Origin of the sequence: Olsenella uli, from assembly GCF_901212675.1 — a bacterium.
Lineage (GTDB): Bacteria > Actinomycetota > Coriobacteriia > Coriobacteriales > Atopobiaceae > Parolsenella > Parolsenella uli_B.
The window spans coordinates 1-13,196 of record NZ_CAAKOQ010000010.1 but is presented as its reverse complement, the minus strand read 5'-3'; the positions used below and the strand labels follow the sequence as shown (position 1 = coordinate 13,196).

General features: G+C 68.2%; 13 protein-coding genes. 1 reads left to right on the top strand and 12 read right to left on the bottom strand.

Translation table 11 applies throughout. The features are described from left to right. The first annotated feature begins 85 nt into the window (after positions 1-85). The gene (locus EFAMC1_RS01110) at positions 86-967 is read left to right on the top strand and encodes a DUF4931 domain-containing protein (protein WP_154052506.1); all 882 of its coding nucleotides are present in this window, start codon (positions 86-88) and stop codon (positions 965-967) included. 709 nt (positions 968-1,676) lie between these two features. Here EFAMC1_RS01110 and EFAMC1_RS01105 read toward each other — a convergent pair. From EFAMC1_RS01105 to EFAMC1_RS01045, 12 genes are all read right to left on the bottom strand, one after another. Continuing rightward, entirely contained in the window at positions 1,677-2,393 is a 717-nt protein-coding gene (locus EFAMC1_RS01105) for a DivIVA domain-containing protein (RefSeq protein WP_154052505.1), read from the bottom strand. 146 nt (positions 2,394-2,539) lie between these two features. Further along, complete coding sequence (locus EFAMC1_RS01100) at positions 2,540-2,827, bottom strand: YggT family protein (RefSeq protein ID WP_154052504.1); 288 nt, start codon at positions 2,825-2,827, stop codon at positions 2,540-2,542. Between the two features lie 6 nt (positions 2,828-2,833). Continuing rightward, the gene (gene proC, locus EFAMC1_RS01095) at positions 2,834-3,661 is read right to left on the bottom strand and encodes a pyrroline-5-carboxylate reductase (protein WP_154052503.1); all 828 of its coding nucleotides are present in this window, start codon (positions 3,659-3,661) and stop codon (positions 2,834-2,836) included. Between the two features lie 185 nt (positions 3,662-3,846). Then, positions 3,847-4,614, bottom strand: coding sequence for a cell division protein SepF (locus tag EFAMC1_RS01090; protein ID WP_154052502.1), 768 nt, complete (start codon positions 4,612-4,614; stop codon positions 3,847-3,849). A gap of 49 nt (positions 4,615-4,663) precedes the next feature. Further along, on the bottom strand, positions 4,664-5,437 hold the full coding sequence (locus tag EFAMC1_RS01085; protein WP_154052501.1) for a YggS family pyridoxal phosphate-dependent enzyme: 774 nt from the start codon (positions 5,435-5,437) through the stop codon (positions 4,664-4,666). Beyond that, positions 5,418-6,236 carry a phosphate signaling complex PhoU family protein gene (locus tag EFAMC1_RS01080; protein WP_154052500.1) on the bottom strand — a complete coding sequence of 273 codons (819 nt, stop codon included), beginning with the start codon at positions 6,234-6,236 and terminating at the stop codon, positions 5,418-5,420. Before EFAMC1_RS01080 ends, EFAMC1_RS01085 begins: the two co-directional genes overlap by 20 nt. A 108-nt stretch (positions 6,237-6,344) precedes the next feature. Continuing rightward, positions 6,345-7,148, bottom strand: a complete 804-nt coding sequence (pstB, locus tag EFAMC1_RS01075) for a phosphate ABC transporter ATP-binding protein PstB (protein WP_154052499.1) — start codon at positions 7,146-7,148, stop codon at positions 6,345-6,347. 3 nt (positions 7,149-7,151) lie between these two features. Further along, on the bottom strand, positions 7,152-9,137 hold the full coding sequence (gene pstC, locus EFAMC1_RS11080) for a phosphate ABC transporter permease subunit PstC (RefSeq protein ID WP_261981700.1): 1,986 nt from the start codon (positions 9,135-9,137) through the stop codon (positions 7,152-7,154). Beyond that, positions 9,134-9,940 (bottom strand): phosphate ABC transporter substrate-binding protein, encoded by an 807-nt coding sequence (locus tag EFAMC1_RS01060; protein WP_261981699.1) that lies wholly within the window; start codon positions 9,938-9,940, stop codon positions 9,134-9,136. The genes pstC and EFAMC1_RS01060 overlap by 4 nt, the downstream gene beginning before the upstream one ends. A gap of 44 nt (positions 9,941-9,984) precedes the next feature. Continuing rightward, the gene (locus EFAMC1_RS01055) at positions 9,985-10,788 is read right to left on the bottom strand and encodes a polyphenol oxidase family protein (RefSeq protein ID WP_154052498.1); all 804 of its coding nucleotides are present in this window, start codon (positions 10,786-10,788) and stop codon (positions 9,985-9,987) included. Then, positions 10,789-11,901 carry a cell division protein FtsZ gene (ftsZ, locus tag EFAMC1_RS01050; RefSeq protein ID WP_154052497.1) on the bottom strand — a complete coding sequence of 371 codons (1,113 nt, stop codon included), beginning with the start codon at positions 11,899-11,901 and terminating at the stop codon, positions 10,789-10,791. It abuts the gene before it with no gap. A gap of 365 nt (positions 11,902-12,266) precedes the next feature. Then, a partial coding sequence (locus EFAMC1_RS01045) for a cell division protein FtsQ/DivIB (protein WP_154052496.1) occupies positions 12,267-13,196 on the bottom strand: 930 nt, incomplete at its 5' end.

Below are 13,196 nucleotides of genomic sequence, written 5' to 3'. Positions count from 1 at the left end.
ACATTTCCTTCCGGATGATTTGTCACATCCAGTCCTCGCTGTCACACTTTCCATCCGGAAGGATTGTCACACAAGAGGGGGCTCCATGGCACAGATCGAGAACGCGCCGCTCGTGTTCATCAACCGCGTGGCAAGGCACAAGCCGGAGAACATCCGCCACACAGACGGCTACTGCCCCTTCTGCCACCCCGAGACGCTCGAGAGCATCCTGCGGCAGGACGGCGAGCGCATCTGGCTCGTGAACAAGTACCGCACGCTTGCCGACACGATGCAGACCATCGTCGTGGAGTCGGGCGACCACGAGGGCGACTTCTCCAACTACTCGGCCGAGGAGAGCGAGGCCGTCCTGCGGTTCTCACTCGAGTGCTGGGGCCAGATGCTGCGCGACCGGCGCTATCGGAGCGTTCTCATGTACAAGAATTACGGGCCGCTCTCGGGCGGATCGATTCGCCATCCGCACCTGCAGATCGTGGGGCTCACGAAGAAGGACGGCTACGAGCGCGTGCCCGCGAACGCCTTTGGCGGCGTGGAGGTGCTGCGCGACGGCGGCCGCGAGCTCAGCCTCTCGACGCACCCGCTCATGGGATTCATGGAGACGAACGCTTCGGTGCCCGAGACGTCCGACGATGCGCTCGTGGCGCCCGCGGACGTCGTCTGGCTCTCCGAGGTCATCCGCAAGCTCGTGCGCTTCCTGCTCGAGAGCTACCACGGCCACGGCTGCAACTCGTACAACCTCTTCTTCTACCGCACGCAGGACGTGGTTGAGACGCGGGACTCGGGCATTGCCGCGGCGCAGGTCGTGGGTTCTTCAACCATGGGAGGCGATGACGCACCCGGTCGCATCACGGTCAAGGTCGTGCCGCGATGGGTGGCCTCGCCCTACTTCGTTGGCTACCGAATCTCGCAGGTAGACTGTGACGAGACCCTCGAAGCGGTGGCCGAGGAGATGCGGCGCGTCCTGGCTTAAGGCAGGTTCGCTCGGAGGGTCTCCTGGCTGCCCTCGTGGTTGGAACCAACCAGCCGTCGCGCCGGAGGATTGGCCTTTCCGGAGATTCAGGGCGGAGTCCGGCGTTGAATCTGAGTCCTCGTCCCGCTCATGGAGGGGCCTTTGGGTCGGGTCGCAAGCCGCGCAAGCCATCTACCGGAGACGTTCCCGAAAAATGTCGCTCGACTTTTGGGAGATGGCTTGCGACCCAAAGGTGGAGTTGACCATAGTAACCAAGTTATGCAGTTTCAAATAGGATTTATGCAAGTCTGCTATCTGAATCTAAGACAGACCAATACACGTCAAAATGCGAGCCCCGCCAGGGACGGCAAACCTTGGGATTGGGAGGGCGGATCAAGCCAGAGCTGGTAAGTCCAGGGATTGGGAGAGCGAATCAAGCCAGAGCACGAAAGTCCTGGGACTGAGATAGAAGGGCCAGCCAATACTGGTGAGCTCTGGGGGTGAGATGGTAGGCCTTGCCAAAGCTGTGAGCTCTGGAGTTAAGAGAGCAGGCTCGCCTTTGCTGATGAGTCCAGGATAGAGGCAAATAAAGGATGGTGGAATTGCCGGATGTCACGGCAAAGGGGGAGGGTCGCCGTGGGCGACCCTCCCCCTGAGGTTCAATCCAACGCCCCAGACTGGGCCAAATCACGCAAGCGACACCCGCCATCAGCGGGCAGGGCGCAACCTGCTAGTCCAGGTCGTCCACGTCAACGCCGGACATCGGCAGCTGCTGCGGGGTCGAGAGCTGCGTGGCGTCCGCATCGGGCGCGGCAGGCGTGACAGCCGGGGCAGCGGGGGCAACGGGAGCGGCGACGGGGGCCTTCGCAGCGGCGGAGCCGGTGGGCAGGCTCGTGGAGAGCTGCTGGGAGAACGCGTTGTCCGCGTCGTCCATGAAGTGCTGGAGCAGCGCCTTGTACTGGTCGCGGAACTCCTCGCGGGACTGCTTGAGGCGATCCATCTCGTCGAGCTCGCTCTGCTTCTCGGCGAGCGCCTGACGGATGACCTCGCGGGCCTTCTGGTCGGCCTCGTTGCGAATCTTCTCGGCGTTCTCGCGGGCGTCGGCGACCATCTTGTCGGCACTCTGCTGGGCGATGATGAGGACGCGCGAGATCTGGTCCTCGGAGGCGACGGAAGCAACCGGTGCCACCGGAGCCGGCGCGGGCGCAGCGGCAGGCGCGGAGCCGGCCTGGGCAAGCTGCTGCTGGAGCTGCTGGACCTGGGCCTGCGATGCGGCGAGCTGCTGCTCGGAGGCAGTCAGGCGACCCTTGAGGTCGGCGATCTTCTGAAGCATGGCGTCAACCTCGCCCGAGAGGCGCTCGAGGAAGTTGTCGACCTCGTCGGTGTCGTAACCGTGCTTGGAGGGAGAGAAGGTGAGCTGGTCGATTTCTGCGGGTGTGATTGCCATTCTGAATCCCTTTCGTTCCTATGGCGAGGTCGCGAGGACGCTCTATGCATGTCCGACAGTATAGCCGCAGTTCCGGACCCGTGCGCAGGCGGCAAAAAGGGAACACATGCGCACGGGTGCAGGGCCGGCCCGCCGGGACCAGGGCCCTACAGCAGCGCGCCCAGCGCGCCCAGGAGCGGCAGCACCACATTCTCGATGATGGAGAGCGCGAAGATGGCGACGATCGGCGAGAAGTCGATGCCGCCGAGCGGCGGCACGAAGCGCCGGAACAGGTTCATGTAGGGCGCCACCAGCCGGTTCACCACCACCGCGACGTCGCCCACGAGGCTGCCCTCGCGCACGGGGAACCACGACAGGATGCACCACACCACGATGAGCATCTCGTAAAAGTTGAACAACGCCCGGATGACCTGGCCTATCTGGTAGATGAGCATCTCAGGCTAGCTCCTCGCAAGCTCGGCGGTGCGCTCGAGCGCCGCGTCGACGGCGTCGTAGGAGCCCTTGGCCAGGAGCGGCTCGAGCTCGTAGAGGGCCGCGGCCGTGGTGCCGCCCGGGGAGGTGACACGCTCCATGTAGGCACGCGGGTGCTCGCCGGACTCCTTGAGCATCTCGGCCACGCCGAGCATCGTGACGTTCACCATCTCGCGCGCAGCCGCTGCGGGAAGCCCCGCGCGGATGCCGGCGCGCGTGAGGGTGTCGAGCATGAGGGCGAAGAAGGCCGGCGCGCAGCCCACCACGGCGCCCTCGGCGTCAAGCTGGTCCTCGCGCATGACCTTGGCCGCGCCAAGCGCCGAGAAGAGCGTGCGCGTGAGCTCCACGTCATCCGCGGTGGCAGACGAGCCGCCCGCCACGGCCGAGGCGCCGGAGCGCACCGAGACCGGCAGGTTGGGCATGACACGCACCACGCGCGAGCCGGGAAGGATGCCCTCGAGCGTCGAGAGGGCCACGCCCGCCGCGATGGAGACGACGAGCCTTCCAGCGAGCCGGTCAGCCACCTGCTCGAGCAGGGCACCCAACACCTGCGGCTTCACCGCGAGCACGACGACCGTGGGATCGGCCGCGAGTAGCTCGTCGGCGTTGGCGCGTGTCTGGATGCCAGCGGCGTCGGCGAGCGCCTGGAGCTTGCCGGGGTTGTGGTCGCACACGAAGACGCGCTCGGGTGCCATGACGCCCGCTTGGGCGAGTCCGCGGGCGATCGAGCCGCCCATCGAGCCGCCGCCGATGACACCGATGCGGGCGCTAGCCAGCACCTCGGAAACCTCTGCCATGTCTCCCCCTAAAGAAGGCGACGGCCCAGGGCCGCCGCGGCAGTTAGAACGATGATGACGTATCGTACACCAAGCCCGAGCGCCCGGCACCGGCCGCACGACCAGGCATCGGCTGGCCCGGACACGCGACCCCGCAGGCAAAACGGCCCACGAGGCCAAGACCAGCCGCACGGCCGGCGCGAACCCTACTTGAGCAGGCCGTCACTCTTGAGCTTCTGCTTGTCGGCGTCGGAGAGCTCGATGCCGTTGGGCAGCACCACGAAGACGCGGTCGCCCAGCTCGTCGACGGAGCCGTCCACGCCGCAGGCGAGACCGAAGCTGAAGTCGAGGATGCGCTTGGCGATCTCGATCTTGAGGTTCTTGAACGAGAGCACCACCGGCTGGTTGGTGCGCACGCGGCGCACGACCATCTGCACGTCGTCGTAGCTCGTGGGCTTGAGCACATAGGGCGGCAGCTTGCCGCTCGTGACGCGCGGCACAGCGGTGAGGCCCACGTCGCCGGGCGTGTTGCCCGTGGCGCCGAAGACGCCGGGCTGCGTCATGGGCGGCACGTAGGACGCGGCCGGAGCCTCGTGCATGACGGGCTCGGGGTCGACCACGCGGTCGGCGTTGGCGCGCCAGGAGTCGTCGGCGGTGCGGTAGGCGCCGTCGTCGCGATAGCCGCCCTCGTCGCGGTAGTGGTCGACGTTGGGGGCCAGGTCATCGTCGGAGAGGTGGCGACCCGAGCGCGTGTAGACCGAGACGCTGTCGGCCTCGGGGCGCGACGGGTTGCCGAGCAGCCCCGTACGCGGCTGGTCGTCGCGCGAGGAGCGACCGCGCGGATCGGCGGCCGAGTCGTCGTAGTAGCCGTCGTCGTACTGGTCGTCATAGCCGTCGTCGTAGTAGTCGTCGCGCTGCGCGTCGGGGTGCAGGCGGTCCTGGACGGCACCCTTGAGATTGTCGAAGAAGCCCATGATGTCCCCATGTCTCGCGAGACGCCGCCCAAGGGCGCCGTCGGCCAAGCTAGTCGAGCGTGTAGTCCTCTGAGAACACTATCCTTCCCAGCCTAACGAGGGTAGAGCCCTCCTCGACCGCGATTGCAAAATCATCACTCATTCCGCAGGAAAGCGTGGGCAGCGCACGGCCCGTGCGCGCCCTGAGGTCGTCCGCGAGCCCACGCAGGCCCGAGAAGGTGCGACGGGCGGCGCCCGGGTCGTGGGCGGGCGCCATCGTCATGAGACCCTCCACGTCGATGCCGCCGAGCGCGCAGAGCTCCTCGGCCGCGGCACGCGCCTCGTCCGGGGCAAAGCCGCTCTTGGAGGCCTCGCCCGAGACGTTGCACTCGAGCAGGACGGGCACGCGCATGCCGGCGCGCTCGGCACGCTTGGAGATGGCCTCGGCCAGGTGCGTGCTCGACACGGAGTGGACGAGCCGCACGCGGGCAAGCACGTGGTTGACCTTGTTGACCTGCAGGTTGCCAATCATGTCAAAGCGAGGGGGCACCACCTGCGCGGCCGCGAGCGCGTCGAGCTTACGAACGAGCTCCTGCGGGCGGTTCTCACCGAAGGCCGCGTAGCCCACGCGCATGGCAGCGACCACGGCAGGCGTGTCGACGGTCTTGGAGACCGCCTCCACCATCACCTCGGAGGCGTCGCGGCCGGCGCGGACGCACGCCGCGGAGAGCCGCTCGAGGATCTGCTCCCTGCGCTCGCGAAGAAACGCCTCGTAGGCGGGGTCCGCCTCGATCGCTTCGGCCTCACGGCCCCGAGGCTCTGCCTCACTCGGCTCCGTTCCCATCGTCGCCCCCTTCCGACGCCCCATCCGTTTTCTCGATGGCAACCTCGGGAATCTGGCGCGCAAGACTCTCGTCGACGAACCTGCCCGCGAGCTGGCCCGCGCCGCGCGTGGCAAGCAGGCCCTCGAGGTCCTCGTCGTCGAGGTCGGCGAGGTCGTCCAGGGAGCGGCGCTTGCCGGTGAGCAGCGTCACGAGGCGCTCGCCCACCTCCACCGCGTTGTCGGAGATGCGCTCGAGCATGCGCGAGGCCATGACCACACGGCTCGCGGCGTCCATGTCGTCATCGGGGCCCAGCGTGGCAAGCGTGCGGAAGAACTGCCTGTAGAGGTCGTCGACCGGCTCGTCGAGGGTGGGAAGCGACACCGCCTGGCGCAGGTCCTCCTCCACGATGGCCATGACGCAGCCGGAGAGCACGCGGTAGACGAGGTGGCCCTCGCTCGCGAGCAGGTCGAGGAGCTGGCCGGGCACGTCCTTGCCGGAGCAGCGCTTGGCGGTCTTGGCGATGTTGCGCACATGGTTGGACATGCGCGCCAGGTTGAAGTTGGCGAAGATGACGAACTTGATGAGGCGCAGGTCACCCGCCACCGGCTGCTGGGTGGCGATGAGCAGAAACGCCTTGTCCTCGAGCTCGGCGCAGCGCTCGTCGAGCGTGCGCGTGAGGGCCTTCACGTTCTTGGCCTTGGCCTTGTCGCCCTCCACGAGCGCGTCCACGGCGTCGTGGAGCGCGAGGTCGATGGTGGCGTAGACGGACACGAGCTCCTGGCGGAGCTCGGTGAGCTGGCGGTTGAATGTCTCTCTCATGGTTCCTCCCTCGGGTCGTGGGGCGGCGGGCGGGCCGGCGAGGACGACGGCTACCCCAGGCGCCCGTCACCTCGGGGCAGCGGCCGCATCGGCGCGCAGCGGCGGGCGTCAGCCGAAGCGGCCGGTGATGTAGTCCTCGGTGCGCTGGTCGCGCGGCGAGTTGAAGATCTCGCTCGTGTCACCATACTCCACGAGCCCGGCCGGCTCGCCGGCGTGCTCCTGCAGGAAGAAGGCCATGTAGTCCGAGACACGCGCCGCCTGCTGCATGTTGTGCGTGACGATGATGATGGTCATCTCGGGCGCGAGCTCGGCCATGAGGTCCTCGACCTTCTGGACGCTCGTGGGGTCGATGGCGCTGCAGGGCTCGTCCATGAGCAGCACGTCGGGCTGCACGGCCAGGGTGCGCGCGATGCAGAGGCGCTGCTGCTGACCACCGGAGAGCGCCAGGCCGTTCTTGTCGAGCTGGTCGGCGACCTCCTTCCACAGGTTGGAGCGCTTGAGCGACTCCTCCACGATGCCGTCGAGGTCGGCCTTGCTCGTGACGCCGAGCAGGCGCGGCCCAAAGGCCACGTTCTCGTAGATGGACTTGGGGAAGGGGTTGGGCTGCTGGAAGATCATGCCCACGCGGCGGCGCAGGTCGACCGGGTCGACGCCCTCGGCGTAGATGTCGGCCCCGTCGAGCGACATGAGGCCCGCCGTGCGGGTGCCCTCGATGAGGTCGTTCATGCGGTTCATGCAGCGCAGGAAGGTCGACTTTCCGCAGCCCGACGGCCCGATGAACGCCGTGATCTTGTTGGGCGCCACGTCCATGGACACGCCCGTGAGCGCATGAAACGACCCGTACCAGAAGTCGAACCCCTCGACATGGATGCCCTGGCCGTTGTTCTGGGGCGCATGGCGGTAGACGGTCATCGGCTAGTTTCCCTTCGCCTTGTTTGCGGAGCGGCGCGACAGGTGGCGCGCGAACAGGTTGAATGCGAGGATCATCACCATGAGCAGAAGCGCCGTGCCGTAGGCGGCCTGCATGTTAATGCCCTCGTTGGCAAGCTGGTAGAGGTGGATCGTCATGGGACGGCCCGAGTCGAGCGGCGTGACGGGCAGGTTGATGGCCTGGCCCATGGTGTAGAGCACCACCGCCGTCTCGCCGATGGCGCGGCCGATGGCGAGCACGATGCCCGTTGCGATGCGCGGGAAGGCGCTCGGCAGCACGATCTTGGAGACCACCTGCCACTTGGTAGCGCCCAGGCCATAGGCGCCCCAGCGGATGTAGCGCGGCACCGCACGGATGGCCTCCTCGGTGGTGCGCATGACGATGGGCAGCATCATGAGGGCGAGGGCGAGGGCGGCCGAGAGCATGGAGAGCCCGAGGCCCATCGCCTCGACGAACATCGCGTAGCCGAAGAGGCCCATGACGATGGAGGGCACGCTCGAGAGGGTGTCGGCCGCATAGCGGATGAAGGTGACAAGGCGTCCCTGCTTGGCATATTCAGCCAGGTAGACGGCCGCGAGCACCGCCACCGGCGTGCAGATGAGCATCGCCAGGGCCGTGACGTAGAGGGTCGAGACGATCGTGGGGAAGATGCCGCCCTCGGCGTTCACGCCGTGCGGCCAGCCAAAGACGAAGTCGAGGCTCATGACGGGCAGGCCGTTCACGGCCACGAAGGCGATGATGAGGGCGAGCACGCACGAGGTGAGGATGCCGGCCGCCCGGAACACGCCGAGCATGACGTCGTTCACGCGGCCCTTGTTGGCGCCCTTGCCCGCGCCCGAGGCGAGCAGTCGCTGGATGCGGGCGCGGCTGCCCTCGGCGGCGGCAGTGGGGGCCACGGCGAACGCGGGGCCCGCGGCGGCAGCGTTGACAGGCGCGCCCGGCTTGGCGACAGAGACCTGCGCCGTGGCAGCCTTGCCCTGCGGAGCAGCCTGGGTCTCGGCACCAGCCGTGGCGCCGCCCACGCGCCTGCGCCCGCGCCGCGGCGCGCCCTCGCGCTCGGCCGAGACCATGCGCACGATGCCCACGAGCGCGGCCGAGATGAGGAAGAGCACCACGCCCATGCCAAAGAGGGCGCTCCTGTGCAGGCCGCTCGAGTAGCCCATGTCGAGCGCGATCTGGCTCGTGAGCGTCGAGAGCGGACTCGCGATGCCTGCCGGGATGACGGGAGCGTTGCCCACCACCATGAGCACGGCCATCGTCTCGCCGATGGCGCGGCCCATGCCAAGCACCACAGCGTTCACGATGCCCATCCTGGCCGCCGGGAGCACCACCTTGTAGATGGTCTGCCAGCGGGTGGCGCCCATGGCGAAGCTCGCCTCGCGGATGCCCATGGGGATGGAGCGCAGCGCGTCCATGGTGAGGGTGGTGATGGTGGGCACGATCATGACGGCCAGCACGAGCCACACGGTGAGCGCGCCGAAGCCCAGGCCGCCGGTGGCGCCGGCAACGAGCGGGCGCAGCACCACGAGGCCGAAGAAGCCGAAGACCACGCTGGGCACGCCGGCAAGCAGGTCGACCGCCGTGCCCACCACGCCGGCCACCTTGCGACCGGCAATCTCGGTGAGGAACACCGCGCAGCCCACGGCCAGGGGCACGCCGATGGCCAGCGAGCCAACCGTCACGATGGCCGAGCCCGCGAGCAGGGCCAGGATGCCGTAGTGGCCGCTCGTGGGCGCCCAGTCAAGCGAGAGGAACTCGCCCAGGCCTATCTGGGAGAGCACGGGCGCGGCCTTCCAGAAGGTGAAGACGAAGATGAGCACCACCGCGAGCACCGCCACGCAGGCGCACGCGAGGAAGAGGTTCCTGAGCGCAGCCTCCTTCATGCGCGTGGCGCGGCTCACCTGCTTGAGGCTCGCAGGGCCGCCGCCGGCCTGGGAGATAGCCGTGGCCTCGGAATCGCGCGTCGTCACTGGGCGTCGCCCCCCTCTCCTCGGCCGGGTATCGAGTCCAGAGCGGGGATGTAGCCGGCGTCACGGATGGTCTGCTCCATGTCAGGCGAGAGCAAGTAGGAGATGTAGTCGTAGGCCTCGCCCTTGGGGTCGCCGTTGGTGAAGAGGTAGAGCTCGCGGCTGATGGGGTACGCGCCGCTCTCGACCGTCTCCTCGCTGGCCTCAACGCCGTCGATGGGAAGGGCGCGCACGTGGGTGGAGGCGTAGGCGCTCTCCACGAAGCCGATTGAGATGTAGCCGATGGCACCCGGCGTGCGGCTCACGACGTCGCGCACCTGGCCCGTGCCGGGGAGCACGGCCGCCGAGCGGTCGAAGGGGGTGCCGTCCATGACGATGGAGCGAAACGCCTCGCGCGTGCCGGAGGCCTCGTCGCGGTTGACCACCTGGATGGCGAGGTCGGGGCCGCCCACCTCGCTCCAGTTGGTAATCTGGCCGGCGTAGATGCCGCGCAGTTGCTCGGTGGTGAGACCCGAGACCGTGTTCTCCGGGCTCACGATAGCGGCAATGCCGTCGTGCGCGATGACGGTGGAGACGAGCTCGTGGGAGGCCTCCTCGGCCGTGAGCTCGCGGCTGCTCGTGGCGATGTCGGCCGTGCCGTTGGTGACGGCCTCGATGCCGGCGCTTGACCCCAGGCCGCTCACGAGCACGTGGGTGCCGGTCTTGGCCTCGAAGCCCTCGGCGGCCATCTCGGCGATGGGCAGCACCGTGGTGGATCCGGCGACGGTGAGGGCGTGCGAGGCGGACGCCCCTCCCCCGCACCCCACAAGGACCAGGACGCACGCAAGCGCGAGCGTCCCGGCGAGGGTTCCTAGAGGTAGGCGATTGCGGCGTGGCGTCCGGTGGTGCCGCCCTCGGCTCGATAGGAGAAGAAGCGGTCGGTGTGCGAGGCGGTCGAGACGCATGCGTCCAAGATCTGGCAAGGCTTCACCCCTGCGGATTCGAGTGTGGATGTGATGGCTGCTTCAAGGGAGAGGTTTCTTAACACTCCCCTTACATTCACCATCGTACCAAACTCTTCCACGAACCTCTGCAGGAGTTCAGGGGATACCTCGTAGTCGGGCCCCATGATGTGGGGGCCGATGTAGGCCGAGACGTCGGCCGAGGCGCAGCCGGCCTCGTCGCAAAGCACGACCAGCGCCTTGGCCGAGATGCGCGCAAAGGTGCCGCGCCAGCCGGAGTGCACCACCGCGAAGGCGCCGGGCGCCACGAGCACCACGGGCACGCAGTCGGCGAAGCAGAGCAGGACCGGCACGCCCGGGGCCGTGCACACCACGGCGTCGGCGCCGGCCTGGGCCTCGGCGCGCACGCGCGCGAGCTCGGCTTCGTCCGCCGAGCGCACCACCACGACGTGGTCGCCGTGCACCTGTCTGGGCTCGACGAGCCTCCCGGCGATGGGCGCGGCGCCCACGGCGGCAAGGGCGCGAACGCGGTTCTCGGCCACGGACGCCGGGTCGTCGCCGCAGTGCGAGCCGAGGTTGAGGCTTGCGTAGGGGGCCTTCGAGACGCCACCCGTACGCTCGGTAAACGCGAGCGTGACCCCGCCCGGGCGACCAAGGTCGCCAAGCAGGGTCACGCCGTTGGCCTCGTATCTGGTGAGCGAGGGCCTCTTCATCTACATCCGGCCGCGCTTCAGGAAGTCGGGGATGTCGAACTCCTTGCTGCCGGTGTTGGCGGCCTGCGCCTTGGGCGTGGCGGCGGGGGCAGGCGAGGGCGCGGGCGCGGCAGCGGGCGCGTGGAACGTGTCGCCCAGAAGCGACGGCTGGGCCGAGGCGGTCTGGAAGCCCGTGGCGATGACGGTGATGCGCACCTGGTCGCCGAGGCTCTCGTCCACGGTGGTGCCGAAGATGATGTTGGCGTCGGGGTCGACGTTGGAGGCCACGAGGTCGGCAGCGTCGGAGATCTCGGTGATGCCGAGGTCCTTGTTGCCGGCGATGGAGAGCAGCACGCGCGTTGCACCGTCGATCGAGGTCTCGAGCAGCGGGCTCGAGATGGCGTCCTGGGCGGCGTCGGTGGCGCGCGAGTCGCCCGAGGCGATGCCGATGCCCATCATGGCCGTGCCAGAGCCGCGCATGATGGTGCAGACGTCGGCGAAGTCGAGGTTGATGAGGCCGGGCACCGTGATGAGGTCGGTGATGCCCTGCGTGCCCTGGCACAGCACGTCGTCGGCCATACGGAAGGCCTCGAGCATGGTGGTCTTCTTCTCGGCGAGGTCGAGCAGGCGGTCGTTGGGAATCACGATGAGCGTGTCGACGTTCTCGGCGAGGTTTTCGACGCCGGTGGTGGCGTTGGCGGAGCGCTTGCGGCCCTCGAAGGTGAACGGCTTGGTGACGACGGCGATGGTGAGTGCGCCCACGTCGTTCTTGGCGATGTCGGCCACGACGGGCGCCGCGCCCGTGCCGGTGCCGCCGCCCTCGCCCGCGGTGATGAAGACCATGTCGGCGCCGGCCAGGGCCGCCTTGATCTCGTCGCGGCTCTCCTCGGCGCACTCGGCGCCGACCTCGGGCACGGCGCCGGCGCCGAGGCCCTTGGTGATGTCGGTGCCGATGTGGACCTTGATGTCGGCGTCGGAGAGGGCCAGCGCCTGGGCATCGGTGTTGACGGCGACGAACTCGACGCCCCGGATGCCCTCCTCGATCATGCGGTTCACGGCGTTGGTGCCGCCGCCGCCCACGCCGACGACCTTGATGACGGCCAGGTAGTTGCTGAGGGTGTCGTTAGCGCTCATGGGTCCTCCTTGCGTGCGGGTATTGCCCCTTTTGTCGGTGGTGCTCGTCTTGGGTGCGGTGGTGGTCCGCGTGGCCGCGGCCGCATGGCGCGGGGTCGTGGCGCGCTTCGTCGTGGTGCCGATGGTGGTGCTCGTCTGCTGTGCCAATGTCCTCAAACTCTCAAGCTCAGGTTTAGCTCAATGTATGAGATAAAGCAGCATATGCTGTCATATTCCAGACCCGCGCGTCAACAGAGAACTTGGCGGTTACTCAGAGTTCACACGCGAGAAGGCCCCGCCACCTTCCACGTTCCCTTCCGTATGATTTGTCACATTGCACACAATGTGACAAATCAGACGGAAGGGAACGTGCCGACAGGGGCCAATCAGCCGCTCGAGGACTTCGCGTCGGCGGTCGTGGCCGAGGCGGCGGGCCCCGTGGTCGCGGCGGCCGTCGCTGCCGTCTCGGCCGCGGCGGCCTTCTGCTCCACCACGCTCGCCGCGTCGCCCGCCAGCACGGCGTCGCCCGAGACCTTGCGGTACGACGGCTTGCTCGGCACGCGCACGTTCACGTAGGTGAGCTGCCCCGCGTACGTGTTGAGGATCTCGGTGAGCGCCTGGGCCTTGGCGTTGATGTCGGTGGGCTGCCCCAGCGAGATCTCGAGCCCGTCGCTCAGCACCACCGAGGTGCTGCCCGTGCTCGCAGCATAGTAGACCTGAGCCTTGGACGAGATGTCGGGCGGCAGCTGGTCCTGGTAGGCAAGCACGGCCCGGACGGTGTCGTCGGTCGCCTGTGCGCCCTGCGCCGGGTCCACGCTCGAGGGCACGTTGGTGATGAGGATGCACCCCAGCTCCTGGGCCTTGGCGAGCGCCGACGCCGTGACGTCGTCAGAGCCCGACGAGTCCACCTGCACGGGCTCGATCCAGACGCCGTCGTCGCCGAGCGCCCACACGCTCGAGCCCGAGCCCAGGACGACGAGCGCCCCGACCTTGCGCTCCTCGACGGTGATGCCGAGGGTGTCGGGGAACTCGCGGCGCACGCTCACGCCCCTGACCCAGGGATTCTGCTGCACGTTGCGCTCGACGGCCGAGGTGTCGACGGAGAGAAGCGTCGTGCCGTCCTCGATGGCGGCGAGCTTGGCGATGGTGTCGGCCGAGACGTGCTCGGAGGCCGAAGCGTCGATGCCCGTGATGACGAAGACCGGCATCCGCGAGAGTACCGCCACGACGACGAGCGCCACCACGGCGAGCACGCCGACGGCGACGAGGCCGAGCACGACCTTGCGCGGCGCTCCCCCGGAGGGCACGCGCGAGGC

Excerpts from the sequence above, each read along its gene's own strand:
- EFAMC1_RS01110 (WP_154052506.1), top strand. The coding sequence starts at position 86 with ATGGCACAGATCGAGAACGCGCCGCTCGTGTTCATCAACCGCGTGGCA.
- EFAMC1_RS01105 (WP_154052505.1), bottom strand. The coding sequence starts at position 2,393 with ATGGCAATCACACCCGCAGAAATCGACCAGCTCACCTTCTCTCCCTCC.
- EFAMC1_RS01100 (WP_154052504.1), bottom strand. The coding sequence starts at position 2,827 with ATGCTCATCTACCAGATAGGCCAGGTCATCCGGGCGTTGTTCAACTTT.
- proC (WP_154052503.1), bottom strand. The coding sequence starts at position 3,661 with ATGGCAGAGGTTTCCGAGGTGCTGGCTAGCGCCCGCATCGGTGTCATC.
- EFAMC1_RS01090 (WP_154052502.1), bottom strand. The coding sequence starts at position 4,614 with ATGGGCTTCTTCGACAATCTCAAGGGTGCCGTCCAGGACCGCCTGCAC.
- EFAMC1_RS01085 (WP_154052501.1), bottom strand. The coding sequence starts at position 5,437 with ATGGGAACGGAGCCGAGTGAGGCAGAGCCTCGGGGCCGTGAGGCCGAA.
- EFAMC1_RS01080 (WP_154052500.1), bottom strand. The coding sequence starts at position 6,236 with ATGAGAGAGACATTCAACCGCCAGCTCACCGAGCTCCGCCAGGAGCTC.
- pstB (WP_154052499.1), bottom strand. The coding sequence starts at position 7,148 with ATGACCGTCTACCGCCATGCGCCCCAGAACAACGGCCAGGGCATCCAT.
- EFAMC1_RS01055 (WP_154052498.1), bottom strand. The coding sequence starts at position 10,788 with ATGAAGAGGCCCTCGCTCACCAGATACGAGGCCAACGGCGTGACCCTG.
- ftsZ (WP_154052497.1), bottom strand. The coding sequence starts at position 11,901 with ATGAGCGCTAACGACACCCTCAGCAACTACCTGGCCGTCATCAAGGTC.